General features: G+C 72.1%; 15 protein-coding genes. 5 read left to right on the forward strand and 10 right to left on the reverse strand.

The features are described from left to right. Positions 1-702: 702 nt before the first annotated feature. The 3 genes from VFZ20_RS23315 to VFZ20_RS23325 all read left to right on the forward strand — a co-directional run bounded on the left by VFZ20_RS23315 (position 703) and on the right by VFZ20_RS23325 (position 3,118). Entirely contained in the window at positions 703-1,962 is a 1,260-nt protein-coding gene (locus VFZ20_RS23315) for an aminoacetone oxidase family FAD-binding enzyme (RefSeq protein WP_329686362.1), read from the forward strand. Then, positions 1,959-2,438, forward strand: a complete 480-nt coding sequence (locus tag VFZ20_RS23320; RefSeq protein WP_329686363.1) for a thioesterase family protein — start codon at positions 1,959-1,961, stop codon at positions 2,436-2,438. Before VFZ20_RS23315 ends, VFZ20_RS23320 begins: the two co-directional genes overlap by 4 nt. A 404-nt stretch (positions 2,439-2,842) precedes the next feature. Next, positions 2,843-3,118, forward strand: coding sequence for a twin-arginine translocase TatA/TatE family subunit (locus VFZ20_RS23325; protein ID WP_329686364.1), 276 nt, complete (start codon positions 2,843-2,845; stop codon positions 3,116-3,118). 105 nt (positions 3,119-3,223) lie between these two features. On the opposite strand, the gene VFZ20_RS23330 is transcribed toward VFZ20_RS23325, so the two are convergent. From VFZ20_RS23330 to VFZ20_RS23375, 10 genes are all read right to left on the reverse strand, one after another. Beyond that, the gene (locus VFZ20_RS23330; RefSeq protein ID WP_329686365.1) at positions 3,224-4,162 is read right to left on the reverse strand and encodes a hypothetical protein; all 939 of its coding nucleotides are present in this window, start codon (positions 4,160-4,162) and stop codon (positions 3,224-3,226) included. Between the two features lie 2 nt (positions 4,163-4,164). Next, positions 4,165-5,121 (reverse strand): hypothetical protein, encoded by a 957-nt coding sequence (locus VFZ20_RS23335; protein WP_329686366.1) that lies wholly within the window; start codon positions 5,119-5,121, stop codon positions 4,165-4,167. Between the two features lie 317 nt (positions 5,122-5,438). After that, positions 5,439-8,570 (reverse strand): efflux RND transporter permease subunit, encoded by a 3,132-nt coding sequence (locus VFZ20_RS23340; RefSeq protein ID WP_329686367.1) that lies wholly within the window; start codon positions 8,568-8,570, stop codon positions 5,439-5,441. A 127-nt stretch (positions 8,571-8,697) separates the two neighbouring features. Beyond that, positions 8,698-8,919, reverse strand: coding sequence for a hypothetical protein (locus VFZ20_RS23345; protein WP_329686368.1), 222 nt, complete (start codon positions 8,917-8,919; stop codon positions 8,698-8,700). A 75-nt stretch (positions 8,920-8,994) separates the two neighbouring features. Continuing rightward, entirely contained in the window at positions 8,995-9,567 is a 573-nt protein-coding gene (locus VFZ20_RS23350) for a hypothetical protein (protein WP_329686369.1), read from the reverse strand. After that, positions 9,564-10,646 carry a hypothetical protein gene (locus VFZ20_RS23355; protein ID WP_329686370.1) on the reverse strand — a complete coding sequence of 361 codons (1,083 nt, stop codon included), beginning with the start codon at positions 10,644-10,646 and terminating at the stop codon, positions 9,564-9,566. The genes VFZ20_RS23350 and VFZ20_RS23355 overlap by 4 nt, the downstream gene beginning before the upstream one ends. Positions 10,647-10,656: 10 nt before the next feature. Then, a complete protein-coding gene (locus tag VFZ20_RS23360; protein WP_329686371.1) occupies positions 10,657-11,193 on the reverse strand; it encodes a hypothetical protein in 537 nt (178 codons plus the stop codon). Next, positions 11,187-11,891 carry a hypothetical protein gene (locus VFZ20_RS23365; protein WP_329686372.1) on the reverse strand — a complete coding sequence of 235 codons (705 nt, stop codon included), beginning with the start codon at positions 11,889-11,891 and terminating at the stop codon, positions 11,187-11,189. Before VFZ20_RS23365 ends, VFZ20_RS23360 begins: the two co-directional genes overlap by 7 nt. Positions 11,892-11,909: 18 nt before the next feature. Beyond that, the gene (locus VFZ20_RS23370; protein WP_329686373.1) at positions 11,910-15,074 is read right to left on the reverse strand and encodes an efflux RND transporter permease subunit; all 3,165 of its coding nucleotides are present in this window, start codon (positions 15,072-15,074) and stop codon (positions 11,910-11,912) included. A 33-nt stretch (positions 15,075-15,107) separates the two neighbouring features. Beyond that, positions 15,108-16,469: a TolC family protein gene (locus tag VFZ20_RS23375; protein ID WP_329686374.1), complete on the reverse strand. Its 1,362-nt coding sequence runs from the start codon at positions 16,467-16,469 to the stop codon at positions 15,108-15,110. Between the two features lie 43 nt (positions 16,470-16,512). Here VFZ20_RS23375 and VFZ20_RS23380 point away from each other — a divergent pair, with 43 nt between their 5' ends. Then, positions 16,513-16,725, forward strand: coding sequence for a hypothetical protein (locus VFZ20_RS23380; RefSeq protein ID WP_329686375.1), 213 nt, complete (start codon positions 16,513-16,515; stop codon positions 16,723-16,725). Between the two features lie 110 nt (positions 16,726-16,835). After that, the coding region (locus tag VFZ20_RS23385) for a hypothetical protein (RefSeq protein ID WP_329686376.1) at positions 16,836-17,020 on the forward strand (185 nt) is incomplete at its 3' end.

The following is a 17,020-nucleotide window of genomic DNA, read 5'->3' on the forward strand; positions in this document are numbered from 1 at the left end:
TATCAGCCTCGACCTGTCCGGTCAAGGGGCGGCGGCGAAGAGGTTTCCCAATTCTTCATCCGCCGACTTTCTTGCAACGCCTTCAACCTAAACCACTTAGGCGTTTCGAGCAAGAGGCGGAAATCCAGAACTCCGCTTCCCGCACCGCCCGCCGTCCGTTCAAGCGACAGCCCTAAAGGATATCAGCCTGTACCGACGGCGTCAACCCCGGATCGCGATCGGGGCACCGTTCGGGGCCCCGATCGCGAAGGGCCCCAATGATACACGGAGCACACGGTGAGGTCAAGGGGGTGTAACGGGCCTGGTAGCAGGGGATACCGGGGTCTTCGTGTGATCCACTCCCCCCTCTCCCGTACCACGCGCGGGCCCGAACGTGCGCGAGAGGGTGCGGTACGGGAGAGGGGGCCGGGGGGTGAGGGTCCGCGCGGAGACGGCGGACCGGGCGCCGTTGCGTGAGGGATGCGCGCCCGCAGGGCCGAGACCCCGGAGCAGGACGGCACAGCAGTATCGTGCCGGCATGCGCAGGGGGCTCGGCGCCGTTGGGCACAGTTGTATCGTGCCCTACGGCGCGCGCAGCCCGGCCCGGAGCGCAGCGGAGGGACACGCCCATAACCGCTGTTCCATCCATGGCCGTTCCGGAACGCTTCTCGCCTCGCTATCATCCCCGCTTCGCACGCACACGTATATAAAGACGAGAGCAACGTGACGGACGCGGATCTGCCGATCGTGGTGGTGGGGGCCGGGGCCGCGGGGACGATGGCGGCGATCTTCGCGGCGGCCGGCGGACGGCGCACGCTGCTGGTGGAGCGCACGCGCGACGGCGGCCGCAAGATCCTCATCAGCGGCGGCGGACGGTGCAACGTGCTGCCGTCGGAGGTGAGCGCGGACCGCTACTTCACGGAATCGTCGCGCAACTCGCTCAAGAAGATGCTGCTCTCCTGGCCCCTGGCGGAGCAGCGCCGATTCTTCGAGGACGAGGTGGGCGTCCCGCTCGCCCTGGAGCCGGAGACGGGCAAGCTGTTCCCGGAATCGAACCGCGCGCGCGACGTCCGCGACGGGCTCATCGCCCTGGCCCGCCGGCGGGGCGCGGAGACGCGGTTCGACACGAAGGTCGTGGGCCTGCGGCCGCCTTCAGGCACGGAACCGTGGAAGGTGCTGGTGGAGGGCGGCGAGGAAATCGCCGCGGCGGCCGTCGTGCTGGCCACGGGTGGCCTTTCGGTACCGGCGACGGGGAGCGACGGCACGGGGTTCCGCATCGCGCGGCAGCTGGGGCATGGGCTGCACGAGACATACGCTGCCCTCACGCCGCTCACGGCCAATCCACCCGTGCACGCGGAGCTGGCCGGCGTGTCGCTGGAGGTGACGCTGGACGCGCCGCTGCCGAAGGGAAGCCTGCAGTCGCGCGGCGGATTTCTCTTTACGCACCGCGGATACAGCGGGCCCACGGTGCTGAACGTGTCGCACCTGGCCGTCCGTTCGGCGGGGTGGGAGCCGGCGCGGCGGCAGCCGGTCTACGCGCAGTGGACGTCGCTGGACGCGCGCGGATGGGAGGCGCTGCTGCTGGAGGCTGGACCGGGCACCATCGGATCGCTCGTGCGGCGCCAGCTGCCGCAGCGCTTGGCGGACCGGCTGCTGGAGGAGAGCGGCGTGGACCCGGAGCGCACGCGGTCGCAGCTGCGGCGCGAAGAGCGCGCCCGGCTGGTGGAGGCGCTCGCGCGCTACCGCCTGCCGTGGACGGGCGACGAGGGCTACAAGAAGGCGGAGGTCACGGGCGGCGGGGTGCCGCTGGGCGAGGTGGACCCGCGCACGGGTGAGAGCCGCGTGGCGCCGGGCCTATTCCTGTGCGGCGAGATCCTGGACTGCTTTGGGCCCATCGGCGGGTACAACTTCTCCTGGGCGTGGGCCACGGGCCGGGCCGCGGGCCTGGGCGCGGCGGCGTCGCTGGACGGGACGGGGGCATGACGGACGCGAACGGAGCGGTGGAGGCGAGCGAGGCGGAGCGGCGGCTGCGGGCGGAGTTTCCCGTCGTGGTGGAGTGGCCCGTGGCGTGGGCGGAGATGGACTACTTTCGCCACGTGAACCACGCGCGCTACTTCACCTATTTCGAGAGCGCGCGCATCCCGTACCTGTCGCGCATCGGGTTCCGCGAGTTGACGGAGACCATGCAGATCGGCCCCATCCTGGCCAGCACGCAGGCACGCTACCGCCGCCCCGTGGTCTACCCCGACACCGTGGTGGTGGGCGCGCGGGCCACGGAGGTGGGCGACGACCGGTTCACGCACGAGTACCGGCTGGTGAGCCGCGCCCTGGGCGACGTGGCGGCCGAAGGGAGCGCCCTGCTGGTTTCGTACGACTACGCCGCCGGCCGCAAGACGCCACTGCCGGCCGCGGTGCGCGCCGCCATCGCGTCCCTGGAGGCCAGCATCGGCCAGGGCTGACGCGAACGGGGCGATTCCGCACCGGACGCGCGCGGCGAACTCCGGCGGCGGAGCGGCGTACCAATCCGCGCGAGGAGATCCGCCCGTATCGTACGGAGCATCGCGGCCAGCCACGCAAGCGCAGGCGGTGCAGCGGGTTCAGACGCGGCGGAGCCGGCCTGAGGGGGGATCCACGGACAGCGGCGTGCGCGGGGAAATCCTCAACGCGTGGGAGGAAGCGCTGTAAGGCTGTGCCCCACAACGGCTTCGCCGTTTGCTGAAGATTCGGTTAACCCGTTGTGGCAGGCGGCCTTCGGCATTATCTTGCAGAGCGTTCACGGCACGAGCGATGCGTACCGTCGAACTGTAGACGAACTCTCGACGCGGTCTACCGCGGTTTTTTCTTTCCCGACCTGGAGGTCAACATGCCGTTCGGTCTTGGTTTTGGCGAGCTGGTCCTGATCTTCGGCGTGCTGCTGCTCCTGTTCGGGGCCAAGCGCCTGCCGGAGCTCGCCGGCGGAATGGGCAAGGGCATCCGCGACTTCAAGCGCGCCCTGAACGGCATGGACGAGCAGAGCATCCAGGCCAACGCCCAGCAGAACTACCTGACCCAGGCGCCCGCCGCGCCCGCGCAGGTGCCCGCGGCCACCGCCGCCCCGGCGCAGGCTGCCCCCGTGCAGAGCGAGACGACCGCCGCCTGATCGCGGCTTTCGCGGCTTTCGCGGCGACGGAGCAAACGCGGCCCCGGCTCACATCGAGCCGGGGCCGCGTTCGTTCGGTACGAAGGTGCGGAGTACGAAGGTACGTCACTCGCTTTCCAGCAGGGCGCGGCGCTCGGCTTCCAGGCGGCCGGCGTGCTCCTGCGCCCTGGACGCCCGCGCGCGCAGGTCGATGGTGAGCGAGCGCACCTGTCCCCGCGTGCGGCCGGCCCGCTCGCGCGCCTGCTCGATGCGCCGCTGCACGATCCAGTCGACGAAGAGGCCGTCCATGAAGTAGTCGGCGAACGACAGCGCCTCGCCCACGTCCACCGCCAGTCCCCCGCCCTGCACCCGCACGTCGGACAGCTCGGTGCGCAGGCGCTGCAGCTTTTGCCCCGCGAAGCCCGCGGCGGAACGCGCCTCGCCCAGCCGCTCGTGCTTGCGCGCGGTGGTGTAGTGGTCGTCGCGCACGAAGTCCGCGCGGTTCAGCTCCTCGGCTTCGTCCAGCAGGCGGATCAGCTCGTCCAGCGCCTTGCCGGCCGCGGAGGCGGCGTTGGCGGCCTCGTCCAGTTCGCGGGCCGCGGCGCGCGCATCACCCAGCTCCGTCGCGAGGGCGAACAGCCGCGCGGCGCCTTCCCCGCCCCGGGCCACGCGCTCGCGCTCCCGCCCCGCCAGCGCGGCCTCGTAGCGCGCCTCCGCGTCGCGCAAGGCCGCGAGCTCCGCCTGGATCTCGCCCTCCTGCTCGCTCAGCGCGGCCACGCCGGCCGCCCACGAGTCGTACGCCAGCTTGGCCGCGAGGTACTCCTGCCGCTCGCGCTCCGTCCGCTCTCCCCGGCTGCCGGTGAGCGTGGCGAGGAACGCGGACAGGCTCATTCCCTCCAGCCGGTCCAGGTCCTCCTTTTCAGCCCGCAGCCGCTCCGCCAGGCGCTTGCGGCGGCCCTGCTCGGCCGCGAGCGACGTGCGCACGGCCTGCAGGCGCTGCGCGAGCGCGGACTTGCGCGCCACGTCCTCGCGCAGGCGCGGCAGATCCGTATCCGTCGTCGTCATTGCTACGTCGTCTCCACCGATGCGGTGCGGATCAGGGTGCGGCGCTCGTCCTCCAGCTGCTCGATCTGCCTGGTGGCGCGGTGCTGGTCCTCGCGCAGGCGGGTGCGGAGCGCGACCACCTGCTTGCCCGTGTCGAGGACGCGCGCCTGTGCGCCCTCGATCCGGTTCTGGACGGCAAGGTCCGCCCAGAACCCGTCCAGGAAGTAGTCGGCGAACGACAGGAAGTCGCCCATCTGCACGTCCAGCCCGCCGCCGGCCAGCCCCACGTCCGCCAGCTCGATGTTGAGCCGCTGCAGCCTTTGCCGCGCGACGCCGGCAGACCGGCGCGCCTTGTCGATGTGGTCGTGCTTGATGGACGTGCTGATGAGTCCGCCGCCGCCCCACGTATCCCACGCCCCCCAGCTGGCCGCGCTGCCCAGCGACTCGTGCACGGCCTTGAGCGCCTGGATGGTCTCGTTGGCCGCGTTCGCCGCCTCGTCCAGCTCGTGGATGCGGGCGCGCTCCACCCCGATTCGCCGGGCGACGTCCATCACCTGTTCCCGGACGGCCGAACCGGAGGCGAGCACCTGCTGCTCGCGCGCGGCCAGGGCGGCCTCGTACCGCGTTTCCGCGCCCCGCAGGCCGTCCACCTCCCGGCCCACGTCCGCCACCTGCGTCCGCAGGGCTTCGAGGGCGGCGGCGCACTCGTCGTAGCGCAGCTTGGCCGCCACGTACTCCGCGCGCTCCGCCTTGAGCCGCTCGTCCTTGATTCCACGCAGGGTGGCGACGAACGCGGCCAGGCTCATCCCCTCCAGCCGCTCCACGTCCTCCTCCTCGATCCGCAGCTGCCGGGCAAGGTCGTTCAGCCGCGCTTCTTCGAGGGCCAGCGCTCCCAGCAGGCGGGCGCGGCGCTGCTCCGCCGATTGCTTGCGCTGGACGTCGTACTCGCAGGTGGCGAGGTCGAGCTCTGGGGATTCCATGTCGTTCAGGGACAAGGGGTTTCCGCGCCCGGGAGAGGATCGGGCCCGCGGAAGAACGAGCGGGGAGGGCGATTTGTTTCGGCAGGATGGGCGACGCGGATCAACGACGCGTTTCGGGGTCCCTTCGTGATCCGCGACAGTGAAGCGATGGACGACGCGAAGGGCCTGCTCCGCGCGCGGAATTGGCCCCGTGGTTCGGATACAAGATCCTTCGTCGCCGCCAGAGATCGCGCCCAGGCAGCATCGCGCGGCGGCTCCTCAGGATGACGCATCTGCCATGGCGATGCATCGAAACGGGGGTGCCGAGGAAACTCGCCTCAGGCCGGCGCCGGCTCCAGCGCGGAAATCGGCTGGTCGGTGGACGCGGCGGCCTCGCGGGCCAGGCGCCTGCGCTCGGGGCCGCGCTCGAAGAGGAGGTACAGGGCGGGCGTCACCGTCAGCACGAGGATCGTGGAGCTGCCCAGGCCGCCCAGCAGCGCGTAGCCCAGCGCGTTCCAGATGTTGGCATCCGCCGCCTCGCTCATCACCACCAGCGGCAGCAGGCCCAGGATGGTGACGGCGCTCGTCATCAAAATCGGCCGGACGCGCTCCAGCGTGCCGCGCAGGATGGCGTCGCGCAGGGACAGCCCCGCCTCGCGCCGCACGTGGTTGAGGTGATCCACCAGCAGCGTGGCGTTGTTGGTCACCACGCCGCCCATCATGATCACGCCGATGAACGCCTCGCGGCTGAAGCTGGCCCCCGTGAAGAAAAAGACGAGGAACACGCCGATGAGCGCCATGGGCACCGTCAGCAGCACGCACAGGGGCTGGCGGATGGATTCGAAGAGCGCCGCCGTCACCATGAAGACGAGGATGAGCGACACGGCCAGCACGCCGTAGATCTGCGCCTTTTCGTCGTCGCCCCACTTCCATTCCTCGCGGCCCACGAGGGTGTAGCCGGCGGGAAGGCGCGTGGCCTTCATCACGGCCTCGTGCACCTTGTCGCCCAGCTTGGTGGGGCCGCGGAACTCGTAGCTCACCGTGCGCTGGTACTGCTGGTCTTCGCGGACGATGCGGCTGAGCACCTCGCGCTCGTCCACCCGGGCCACGTCCGCCAGCCGCACGGCGCCGCCGCCGGGACCGGGGATGAGCAGCTGCCGCAGCTGCTGCACGTCCATGGTCCGATGCCCGTCCAGGGCCACGCTGAACGCCACCTCCTCGTCGCCCACGCGCAGGCGGCCCCGCGAGCCGTTGCGGCCCACGGCGGCGCCCACCCGGTTCACCACCTCGCGGGCGCTGATCCCGTGGGCGGCCAGGGCGGGACGGTCCACGCGAAGCACGACCTCCGTGGCCTTGTCGCGCTGGTACCAGGCGCCGTCGGAGTTGGTGTCCACGTCCTGGATGCGCGAGAACTGCTGCAGGCGACGGCCCAGGTCGTCGGCGATCTCGCGCACCTTCTCGTAGTTGTAGCCCAGCACCTGGATGCTGTAGTTGGGGGGCGACCCGCCCCCGCCGTAGAACGAGGGGCCGTACCCGGTGACCCGCACCTCGGCCCCGCCGTACTGGTGGCTGTACGCCTCCATCTGCTCCTTGATGGAGACAGGGACGGCCGTGTCCTGCAGCGAGTCGGGGAACTCCACCTTCATCTGCGCGGCCTGCGCGTACACGTTGGTGGTGAACCGCGCCACCTCGGGCATCTGCCCCAGCCGCTGCTCGAAGAAGCGCACCAGCTGGTCCGTGCGCTCCAGCTCCTCGCCGCGGGGCAGGCTGAAGCTGATCTGGATGTACGACTCCTGGTCGTACCACGGCCGCCAGACGGTGCCGCGCGTGACGAACTTGTTGAACAGGTGCGCCGACCCGCCCAGCGCCAGGAGCGAGACGATGACGGCCATCCACGGCCAGCGCAGGGTGCCGCCCACCATCCCGGCGTACAGCCGCTCGTACCAGGGCGGCCGCGCGCGACGGGCCTGCAGCCGGATCTTCTCCACCCGGCTTCCCAGCAGCCGCCCCGCCAGCGCCGGCGTGAAGGAGAAGGTGACGAAGAGCGACGCCAGGTTCGTGAAGCCCACGACGACGGCCAGCGGCACGTAGAAGAGCCGCACCTCGCCCTGCAGGTAGACGAACGGGATGAAGACGATGATGGTGGTGAGCGTGGCCGCCAGCACGGGGAGCACCATCTCCCGCGCACCCCGCTCCGCCGCCGTCTCCGCATCCGGCGCCGTGCGGGCGTGGCGGTACACGTTCTCCAGCACCACGACGGCGTTGTCGATGATGAGCCCGAAGCCCATCGCCAGCCCCATCAGCGTGAGCACGTTGAGCGTGAGCCCGCCAAAGTAGATGAGGTTGAGCGTGATGAGCGCCGCGAAGGCGATGCTGGCGAAGACGATGGCCGCCGAGCGGAACGAGCGCAGGAAGAAGAAGAGGACGGCGAACACGATGAGCGCCGACGACAGGGCGCGGCCCCGCAGGTCCGTGAGCTGGGTGCGCACGCCCTCGCTCTCGTCCGCGTCCAGGAGGATCCGGCCGCCGGGCGGCAGGCTGCGCTCCACCTGGGCCATCCGCGCCTTTACGCCGTCGGACACGCGGACGACGTTGGTGCCGATCTCCCGCACCACCTGGAACGAGACGGCGGGCTGCCCGTCGATGCGGTAGAAGCGGCGCGGCTCCTCGTACGTGTCGCGGACGACGGCCACGTCCTGCAGCCGCACGACGCGGCCCTTGTCCGTGAGCAGGGGGAGCTGGCGGATGCGGTCGGGGCTGCCGGCGTACTCGCGCACGGCCAGGGCGTACTCCATCCCCCCGCGGCGCACGCGGCCGGCCTCGCGGACGTCCTCCAGCTGCCCTACCTTTTGCCGGACGGCGTCGGGCGTAAGGCCCAGCGCCAGGATCTTGCGCTCGTCCAGCGCCACCTCCAGCACCCGGTCGCGCCCGCCGAACGCCTGCACGTCGGCCACGCCCTCCACCTGGCGCAGCTCGGGCGCCACGGTTTCGTCCAGCACCGTGCGCAGGGCCTCCGTCGTGAGCGGGCCCGTGAGGGTGTAGCGCAGGAACGGCTGGTTCTGCTCCTGGAACTCCTCGGGGACGTACGGCTCCACGACGGGGCGCAGGGCGCCCTCGGGCAGCTGCTCGTCCAGGGCGGCCAGCTGCTCTCCCAGCTCCAGCCGCGCGAAGTCGAGATCGGCGTCGCGGCCGAACTCCACCTCGATCACCCCCCGCTCCTCCTCGGAGGTGGACGTGACCTTCTCCACGCCGCGCACCTGCTGCACGGCGGCCTCGATGGGAGACGTGAGGAACGCCTCCGTCACCTCGGGCGAGGCGCCCGGCCACACGGCGGTGATGCGCAGCCGCGGCAGCTCCGTGTCGGGGAGCAGCTCCACGGGCACGCTGAGCCACGACGCCACGCCCAGCAGGGCGAGCGCGCCGTAGAGCATGGCCACGGCCACGGGGCGGCGGATGGAGAAGCGGATCATCTGCGGGCTGACGGGCTCCTGGTAAGCAGTCGATTCGACAGGGCAGCTTCACTTCGCCCCGACCATTCGTTTCTTCGACGTCGGCTCATCCCGCCGCAGCCGACGGGATAAGCCAGACCACGTCGCGTCACGTCTGGATGATGATGACCCCGCAGCACTTGTATCCCTTGCCGTAGCACAGGCTCGCACAGGTGCTGCACGCGGTCACCGGCTCATCGATGTAGCGAAAGCACTGCTGCGGCTCCTGCGTTACCTGCGTGTCCGCGCTCCCGGCCTGGAACAGCGTCAGGAGGGCGAGCGAGGAGAACCCCACGCGGCCGATCAGCCGTCTGCGTGTGCGGACTGCCATGGCGTTGCTCCGGAAACGGGTCCGGTCCGCCGCTCGTCGCATTCCGTTCGACCGAACGGCGCGAGGCGGACCGGCTCAACGGGAGGCAGTGTTCCGCCCGCGAAACCCGGGCAGCAGCGCCTCCAGCTCATCGGCGAACGAACGGGTGCGGACGTTGGAAACCCGGTCCGGGTGCGCCGTGCCCTGAACGGTGCCGTCCGGCTGGACAAGAAACGCGGCCGGTGTGGCGGTCGCCTGCTGGTTCCCACTGACCAGCAGCGACGCGGAGCGGATCACCGACACCGGGCGGATGCGCTCCCGGCGCAGGAACATGTCGAGAACGTCCGCGGAGTCCTGCTCGACCCAAACGATGAAGCGCAGGTTCCTGCGGTCGGCCCAGCGCTGAAGCTCGCGTGCCTGGCGGCCCAGATCTTCGCAGGTACCCACGTCGGACGCCCCAAGGGCCAGAAGCACCGCTGGTTGCTGACCGTGTTCCGAATCAATGAGCAGAGCGCGAGCGGAGTCCGCGAGGCTGCCCCGGATCGTATCCACGCGGGCGACTCTCGCCCGCGTGGGCGGCGTCGGAGGCGCCGCCCGGCTGACGCTGGTATCGCATCCAGTCACCAGCAGCAGGCTTGCGAGGCAGAGCGTCCCGATGCGCCGGTTCATCTCGGACGGTCGCCAGTTGGGGGCGCCCAGAGGAGCCGTTGGACGACGTACTGGTCAGCGTTGCCCGGTGCATAGCCCAGCAGGAGCGGCTGGCCGTCACGGTCCCGGCCCATCAGCCCGGCGACCGGAGCAGCCCGGCCGCGCAGGCGTGGCGTACCGCGGCGATCCAGGTCGAAAAGGAGAAGGCGCCCGCCCTCCACGCGGTCCAGCCCCGTCTCGGCGTCGAAGCGCTGCACGTGCAGGACGGCCCGGCGATCGTCGAGCGCCGTGAGCGCGATCAGCACCTCCGCGCCGTCGATGACCCAGCCGCCCCCCGCGCGCCGCAGCCGTCCGCCGTTCTCCGCCGCTAGTTCCCGGAAGGATGGCAGCGGTTCGTCCCGGTCGATGGACGAGGCGCCCGTCTGCCGGCCCGCGTAGTCGAACGCGTAGAGCGTATCCACGCCAAAGACACCAGCGAACACCGTCCCGTCGCGCGCATCCGCCACGACGGCCGCGAGCTGCGCCAGCTCCGGATTGCGGCCGACGAACCGGGACGCATCGAAGAAGCTGCCGCGCACGCTTCCGTCCGGCCGCATCAGCACGAGCGCGTCACGACGAGCGGGCGCGACGGAGCGGACGACGAGGAACAGCGAATCGTCGACGGCCCGCACGCTCCACGTTCCCTGCGGCACCGGGACGGAACGCGCGGCCCGCCCGTCCCCGCCGAACAGGTACAGCCGCCCGGCGACCATGTCGAACCCGTAGACGCTGTCGCGGAACACGCCCCCGGAGGTGAGCGCCGCGAACTCGCCGGGCCCGCCACCCGCGCGCCCGACTGTTCCCGTGCGGCGGCCGTCCGCGCCGTACAGCTTCAGGTCTCGGTGCGAGCGGTCGGGAATCACGAATCCGTCATCCGGTGCCCGATCGACGGAGAGCGGACGGGCCAGCACGGGCTCCGTGCCGTCATCCAGGGTCGAGATCGGCTCCGCCGTGGCCGCCACCGGCTGAACCGGCGGCTCCGCCTCGTCCGCCTCTCCGCACGCCCCTGCCAGGGCGAACATCGCGACCGCAACGGGGCCGCGGATGGAGAAGCGGATCATGGCCGATGCCTCAGCGGCCGGGTTTGACGAGGGGATACATCCGCACGTGCTCCACCTCCAGCGCGTCCTTCTGCACGCCCAGGATCCAGTCCGGGCCGATCTGGTGCACGGCCAGCCCCGCGGGCGTCTCGACCGTGCCCAGCCAGCGGCCTTCGGGGTCGAAGACGGACCAGCGCGGCTGCTCGTCCGCGGGGCGGCGATACTCCTCTACCCACAGGTTATCCACCGCGTCCACGCGCGCGTCCGCAAAGGCGGGGAAGGTCTCGCGGCGGGGAAGCGCTTCGCGCTGCCGCGCCCGCATGCGCTGCAGGCTGGCCACCACCTCGGGGGGAAGCCCGGGCATGTCGGCGTCACGCGCCGCGAAGAACGCCTCCACGTCCGCGGCCTGCGCGCGCACGGGCGTGTGCGCCCGCCGGACGACGCGGCGCAGGGCTCCGTCGGGAGACACGAATCGGATCTCGTAGCGGTCGTTGTCGGCCACCACCACCGCGTCACCGGCCGGGCGCACCAGCACCTCGCGCCCGAATACCACCGCCTCCTTCAGCATGACGCCGTCGCCTCCATGGCGAACGCCTCCATGCCGGCATAGGGCCCCAGCCCGCCGCGCACGCGTCCATCCGCGCCAAAGAGGTGGTAGCGCACCGTGTCGCGCTGCTCGCCCATGCGAAAGCCGCCGGGGGCAAACCCGCCCGTGGAGACGAGGGTCCCGTCCGTGAGGACGCCGCGGACGGAGGGCGATTCCCCGCCGGGCCCCTGCGGCGTGACGGTGCGGACGAGCGCGCCGCCGGGGGCAAAGACGGTCAGGCGCCGGGCGTCGGAATCCCACGCCAGCAGGGTGTCACCCGGTGCCGCGCCGGCCCACGACAGGCGCTGGAACTCGCCCGGGCCGCCGCCCTCCCGCCCCAGCGTGCGCGCGTGCCGCCCGTCCGCGCCAAAGATCCGCAGCTCGCGGCTTCCCCCGTTGGCCACGAGGATGCGCCCGTCCGCCAGCCGGGCCACGGCGCGCACGTCGTCCAGCTGGTACGCGGCCTCACCGTCCACCACGCCGACGTCCAGCGAGGGCGCGTCGCCCACCGTCCACCCGGCGCCGTCCTTCCACGCGGGGCGGTCGTTCTGGACGATGCGCACGCCGGCGCTATCCCGCGCGACGCTGCCGGGAGCGCCCGCCTCGCCGCCGCAGGCCGCGAGGGCCATCCCCAGCGCGCCACAGGTGCCCGCCCGCCACAGGTTCCGCATCGAAGGCATCGGTTCCGGGTTCGGCGCTCAGTCCCCCGCGGCCAAGCCGGCGGGGACGGGGATCTCGGGCTCGGGCTGGGGGGTGGCGGGGCGGCGCAGCCAGGCGCGGATGCGCTCGCCGGCCTCGTCCAGCACGTCGTACGCGACGGGGATGACGACGAGGGTGAGCGCCGTGGCCGAGAGCAGGCCGCCGAAGACGGCGATGGCCAGGGGCGCCTGCAGCTCCGCGCCGGGGCCGATGGCCATCGCCATGGGCAGCAGGCCCAGCATGGCCGTGATGGTGTTCATCACGATGGGCCGCATGCGCGCGTGGCCGGCGGCGAAGATGGCCTCGCGGCGGCTCATCCCCTCGCGCCGCGCCTGGTTGATGAAGTCCACCTTGACGACGGCGTCGTTGTCCACGATGCCCACCAGGATCACCATCCCGATGAGCGACATGGTGTTGAGCCCCGCGCCCGTGATCCACAGGGCCAGGGTGGCGCCCACGGCCGCCAGGGGCACGGCCAGCAGGACGATGAAGGGCAGCAGCAGCGACTCGAACTCCGCCGCCAGCAGCATGTAGACGAGCAGCAGGGCCAGGACGAAGGCGAACGCCAGGTCGCGAAAGCCCTTGCGCATCTCCTCGTTCTCGCCGCCGATCTCCACCCGCAGCCCGTGCGGCACGGGGGTGGCGGACAGGGCGGCCTGCACCCGCCCCACGGCCGCGTCCACGCCGCCGTCCGCCACGTCGGCGTGCACGGTCACCACGCGGCTCTGGTCGATGCGCCGGATCTCCGACGGGCCGGCGGCGTCGTACACGCGGACGAGCTCGCGCAGGGGCACGCCGTCCACCGTGAGCTGCTCCAGCGTCTGCGCGGAGCGGCGCGCCTCTTCGGGAAGGCGGACCACGATGGGCACCTTGCGGTCGAACTCCACCAGGTCCGTGGCCTTTTCGCCCTGCATGTAGTCCTGCACGGTGCCCGCGACCTTGGCGGGGTCCACGCCGAACGCCGCGGCCCGCTCGCGGTCGATCTCCACCCGCATCTCCGGCTGGCCCATCTCCGTCCCCACGCGCACGTTGGCCAGCGTGGGCTCCGTGGCAAGGCGGCGCTGCGCGGCCGTGGCGTAGGCCAGGGCCTCGTCCAGGCGCTCGCCGCGCACGCGCACGGCCAGGTCCGCCTCGCCGCCGCCCATCAGCCGGCCCAGCGCCGTGGCCTGCCCCGCCTCCACCGTCACCGAGCCCGCGGGAAAGCCGGCCAGCCCCGGGCGCAGGCGCTCCAGGATCTCCGCCGTGGACGCGTCGTCCTTCAGCCGCACCTCCAGCATGGCCGTGTTGAGCCCGCTCTCGCGGTCGTCCATCCCCGCGGCGGCCACCTGCCGGCCCACGCGGGTAAAGACGGCCTCCACGGCGGGGTCGGCGTCCAGCAGCCGCTCCAGCTTGGACGTCTCGTCCGCCGTGCGCTCCAGGGGCGTGCCCTGCGGCAGCTCCATCCGCAGGCGGAACTGCCCCTGGTCCACCTCGGGCAGCACGCCGCGCGGCAGGGACCATCCCACCAGCAGCCCCAGGGCCAGCAGGCCGAACGCCACGCCCATGGTGCGCGCGCGGTGGCGCATGGCTTTTTCCAGCGTGGCCTCGTAGAACGCGGCGAAGCGCGCGAACCCGCGGTCGAACGCGTCCAGCAGGGGCGTGAACACCCGGGTGATGCGCCCGGCCGGCGCCGCCTTGGTCTCGCCGTCCCAGCGCGCGGCCATGGCCGGCAGCAGGGTGATGGCCACGAGGATGGAGCACAGCAGCGAGTACGCGACCGTCATGGCCAAGGCGCCCAGCAGCTCGCCCGCCACCCCTTCCACGTAGACGATGGGCCCGAACACGGCGATGGTCGTGAGCGTAGACGCCGTGATGGCGCGCTGCACCTCCTCGGCCCCCACGGCGGCGGCCATGCGCGCCCGCAGCCCCAGCTCGCGGTGGCGAAAGACGTTCTCCAGCACGACGATGGAGTTGTCCATCAGCATGCCCACGCCCAGGGCCATGCCGCCCAGCGACAGGATGTTGAGCGACACCCCCGTCGCGTGCATGAGCGCGAAGGTGGCGATGAGGGAGATGGGGATGGCCAGGGCGATGGCGACGGGGTAGCGCGCCTCGCGGAGGAAGAGAAAGAGGACCAGGAAGGCCAGGATGCCGCCCAGGATGACCTCCTGGACCACGTTGGCCAGGGCGCTGGAGATGAAGCCCGCCTGGCTCATGGCCACCTGCAGCTGCACGTCGGGGTACTCGCGCCGCAGCTGCGCCAGCGTGCGCTCCACCTCGCGGGCCACGCGGACGGTGTTGGCGTCCGCGTTCTTGTACACCAGCAGCCCCACGGACTCCTGCCCGTTGTAGCGGGCCAGCGACTCGCGCTCCTGGAAGCCGTCCGTGACGGCCGCCACGTCGCGCAGCAGCACGCGTGCGCCCGTGGAATCCGGCGCCGCGCCGGCCTTGCGCACGGGCACGGCGGCGATCTCGTCCACGCCCTGCAGCTCGCCCAGGGTGCGCAGCGAGTAGCGGTAGCGGCCGCGGCGGATGGTGCCGCCGGGCGCCTGCGCGTTGGCCGCGCTGAGCGACGCCGACACGTCCTGCACCGTCAGGCCGAAGCTTTCCAGCGCGCGCGGGTCCACGTCCACGTGGATCTCGCGCTCCACGCCGCCCGTCACCTGGGCCAGGGCCACGCCGTCGATCTGCTCCAGCCGGCGCTTGAACACCAGGTCCGCCAGTTCCTTGAGCCCCGGCAGGTCCCGCCCGCCCGCCACGGCCAGCGCCATCACGGGCTCGCTGCGCGGGTCCGTGCGCAGCACGACGGGACGCGCGGCCAGCTCCGGCAGCTGGTCGCGGATGTTGTCCAGCTTTTCGCGGACGTTGAGGGCCGCGAACTCCATGTCCGTGCCCCACGCGAACCGCGCCGTCACGAGCGACGCGCCCTCGCGGGTCACGCTCTCCACCCCCTGCACGCCGGGGACGGTGCTCACGGCCTGCTCCACCGGCTCGGTGATGAACCGCTCCACCTCGGCCGGGGCGGCGCCCGCGTCCGTCGTGTAGACCACCAGGCGCGGGTACGCCACGTCCGGCAGCAGGTCGATGGGCAGGCGCACAAAGGAGAGCACGCCCAGGAACACGACGCCCAGGAAGAACATGGCGACGGCCACGGGGCGCGCGATGGCGACGCGGGGGAGCGACATGGGCAGTCCGGCTCGGGGTTCAGGCGCGGCGGGTCAGGGGCGCACGGGCCCGCCCAGCCGCTCCTCCAGCGTGGCGAGCGCCGTGGCGAAGTCAAAGCGGGTGCGCAGGGCGTCACGCTCCGCGCGGGCGGCGCGCTCTACGGCGTCCGTCAGGTCCGTGAGGGTGAGCGCGCCCACGCGGTACTGCTGCTGGGCCAGCTCCAGCCGGCGGCGGTTGAGCCCCAGGGCGCGGTCGGCGTTCACGGCCGCGCGGTACGCGTTGTCCAGGTCCACCACGGCGCCGCGCACCTCGCGCTCCACGGCCAGGCGCTCGCCGCGGGCGTCCTCCGTGGCGGCGTCACGGTTGGCCCGGGCCGCCTGGATCTGGTACGACGTCTGGTAGCCGTTGAAGAGCGGGACGGTCAGGTCAAAGCTCAGCCCGAGGCTCTGGTCCAGGGGGTTGGGCTCCAGGAAGCCGGCGTAGTTGGAAAAGCGCTGGCTGCGGCCCAGGTTGGCGCTCACACCAAAGCGGGGCCAGCGGGCGGCGCGGGCGCTCGCCACCTGGTGGTCCGTCTGGCGGCGCACGGCGTCCACGCGGGCAATGCGAGGGTGGCTGGCCAGGGCGCGCTGCACGAGCGCGTCGGCGTCCAGGGCGGCGGGGTCGAACATGGCGACGGGCTCGTCCGTGAGCCGCAGCCAGCCGCCCTGGATGACGCCCATGGCCTGGCGCAGGTCCAGCTGCGCCTTGCGGGCGTTGCCGCGGGCCAGCTCCAGGGCCTGCTCCTGCTCGGCCACGGTGACCTCGGCGCCCAGCACGTCGATGGGGCCGCGCACGCCTACGCGCACCAGGGCGCGGGTAACCTCCAGGCGGTCGCGGGCGCTGGCCAGCAGCTGCTCCTCCAGCCGGATGACGCGGTCGGCGCGCACGGCCTCCCAGTAGCGCCGGCTCACGTCGCCGCGCACGGTGATCTCGGCCGCGCCCACGCGGGCTTCCGTGGCACCGGCGCCCTCGCGGGCCGCGCGCAGGTCGCGCAGGCGCGCGCCGCCGTCAAACAGGGTGAGCGAGCCCAGCGACAGCGACTGCGACGAGCTGCTGCTCTTGAGCTCCAGGGCGTCGTCGCGCTCCACGGGCTCGCCGTACTGGCCCTGGCCCGTGAACACGCGGCTGTAGCTGCCGTTGGCGCTCAGCCGCAGCTGCGCGCCGGGCAGGAACGCGCCCCGCGCGCGGCGAATGCCGGCCTCGGCCGTGCCTACCTCGGTGAGCGCGCGGCGGTAGGTGGGGTTGTTCTCCTGGGCGGTGCGCAGCGCCTGGTCCAGCGTGAGGGGAACGCTGTCCTGCGGCTGCGCCTGGGCGTGCAGGGCCGGCGCGGCGAGCATCGCCAGCCCCAGGAACGCGGAAATTCGCTTGCGGGTCATTCGGGTATGTCGGTCAGTGCGCTGCAAACGGCAGCGCCGGGCGATGGCGGCCCGGCGGTGCGCAGGCCAGCACGCGGCGAAGGAGCGGGATCCGGCGATCAGCGAGGTCGGATCGGCGGATCAAACGATCGGCGGAGCAATCAATCGGCGGATCCATTCAGCGGAGCAGTCGATCAGCGGCGCGGTCGGATCGGCGATCAGCATCAACGGCAACGGTGCAGATCGGCGGATCAGGATCAATCAGCAGGAACGATGACGGGCGGATCGATGATCGACGGAGCAGCCGGTTGAGCGGAGCAGGCGCGGCGGATCACGGCGCGGCTGAGCCCCAGCCACGGCGAATGAATCCGCGGCTCTGGCAACGCGATGTCGGCCTTCGCCGACAGCTCCTGCCGCGCGCCGTCTTTGTGCCCGATGGCAGCGTTTACGCCATCGAAGGCCGCGCCGGTGCACGTCCGCTGGCCCGCGCTGGGACAGTCCGCGAAGGCGGACTTCGTGCCTTTCCAGCGGCGAATTCATTCGCTCCGGCTGGGGGACGGCCGTGCCCCCCG

The organism is Longimicrobium sp., from assembly GCF_036280135.1.
Lineage (GTDB): Bacteria > Gemmatimonadota > Gemmatimonadetes > Longimicrobiales > Longimicrobiaceae > Longimicrobium.

Coding starts and splice junctions, on each gene's coding strand:
- VFZ20_RS23375 (WP_329686374.1), bottom strand. CDS start 16,469: ATGACCCGCAAGCGAATTTCCGCGTTCCTGGGGCTGGCGATGCTCGCC.
- VFZ20_RS23365 (WP_329686372.1), bottom strand. CDS start 11,891: ATGCCTTCGATGCGGAACCTGTGGCGGGCGGGCACCTGTGGCGCGCTG.
- VFZ20_RS23360 (WP_329686371.1), bottom strand. CDS start 11,193: ATGCTGAAGGAGGCGGTGGTATTCGGGCGCGAGGTGCTGGTGCGCCCG.
- VFZ20_RS23325 (WP_329686364.1), top strand. CDS start 2,843: ATGCCGTTCGGTCTTGGTTTTGGCGAGCTGGTCCTGATCTTCGGCGTG.
- VFZ20_RS23340 (WP_329686367.1), bottom strand. CDS start 8,570: ATGATCCGCTTCTCCATCCGCCGCCCCGTGGCCGTGGCCATGCTCTAC.
- VFZ20_RS23330 (WP_329686365.1), bottom strand. CDS start 4,162: ATGACGACGACGGATACGGATCTGCCGCGCCTGCGCGAGGACGTGGCG.
- VFZ20_RS23380 (WP_329686375.1), top strand. CDS start 16,513: ATGGCGGCCCGGCGGTGCGCAGGCCAGCACGCGGCGAAGGAGCGGGAT.
- VFZ20_RS23320 (WP_329686363.1), top strand. CDS start 1,959: ATGACGGACGCGAACGGAGCGGTGGAGGCGAGCGAGGCGGAGCGGCGG.
- VFZ20_RS23335 (WP_329686366.1), bottom strand. CDS start 5,121: ATGGAATCCCCAGAGCTCGACCTCGCCACCTGCGAGTACGACGTCCAG.
- VFZ20_RS23345 (WP_329686368.1), bottom strand. CDS start 8,919: ATGGCAGTCCGCACACGCAGACGGCTGATCGGCCGCGTGGGGTTCTCC.
- VFZ20_RS23350 (WP_329686369.1), bottom strand. CDS start 9,567: ATGAACCGGCGCATCGGGACGCTCTGCCTCGCAAGCCTGCTGCTGGTG.
- VFZ20_RS23355 (WP_329686370.1), bottom strand. CDS start 10,646: ATGATCCGCTTCTCCATCCGCGGCCCCGTTGCGGTCGCGATGTTCGCC.
- VFZ20_RS23370 (WP_329686373.1), bottom strand. CDS start 15,074: ATGTCGCTCCCCCGCGTCGCCATCGCGCGCCCCGTGGCCGTCGCCATG.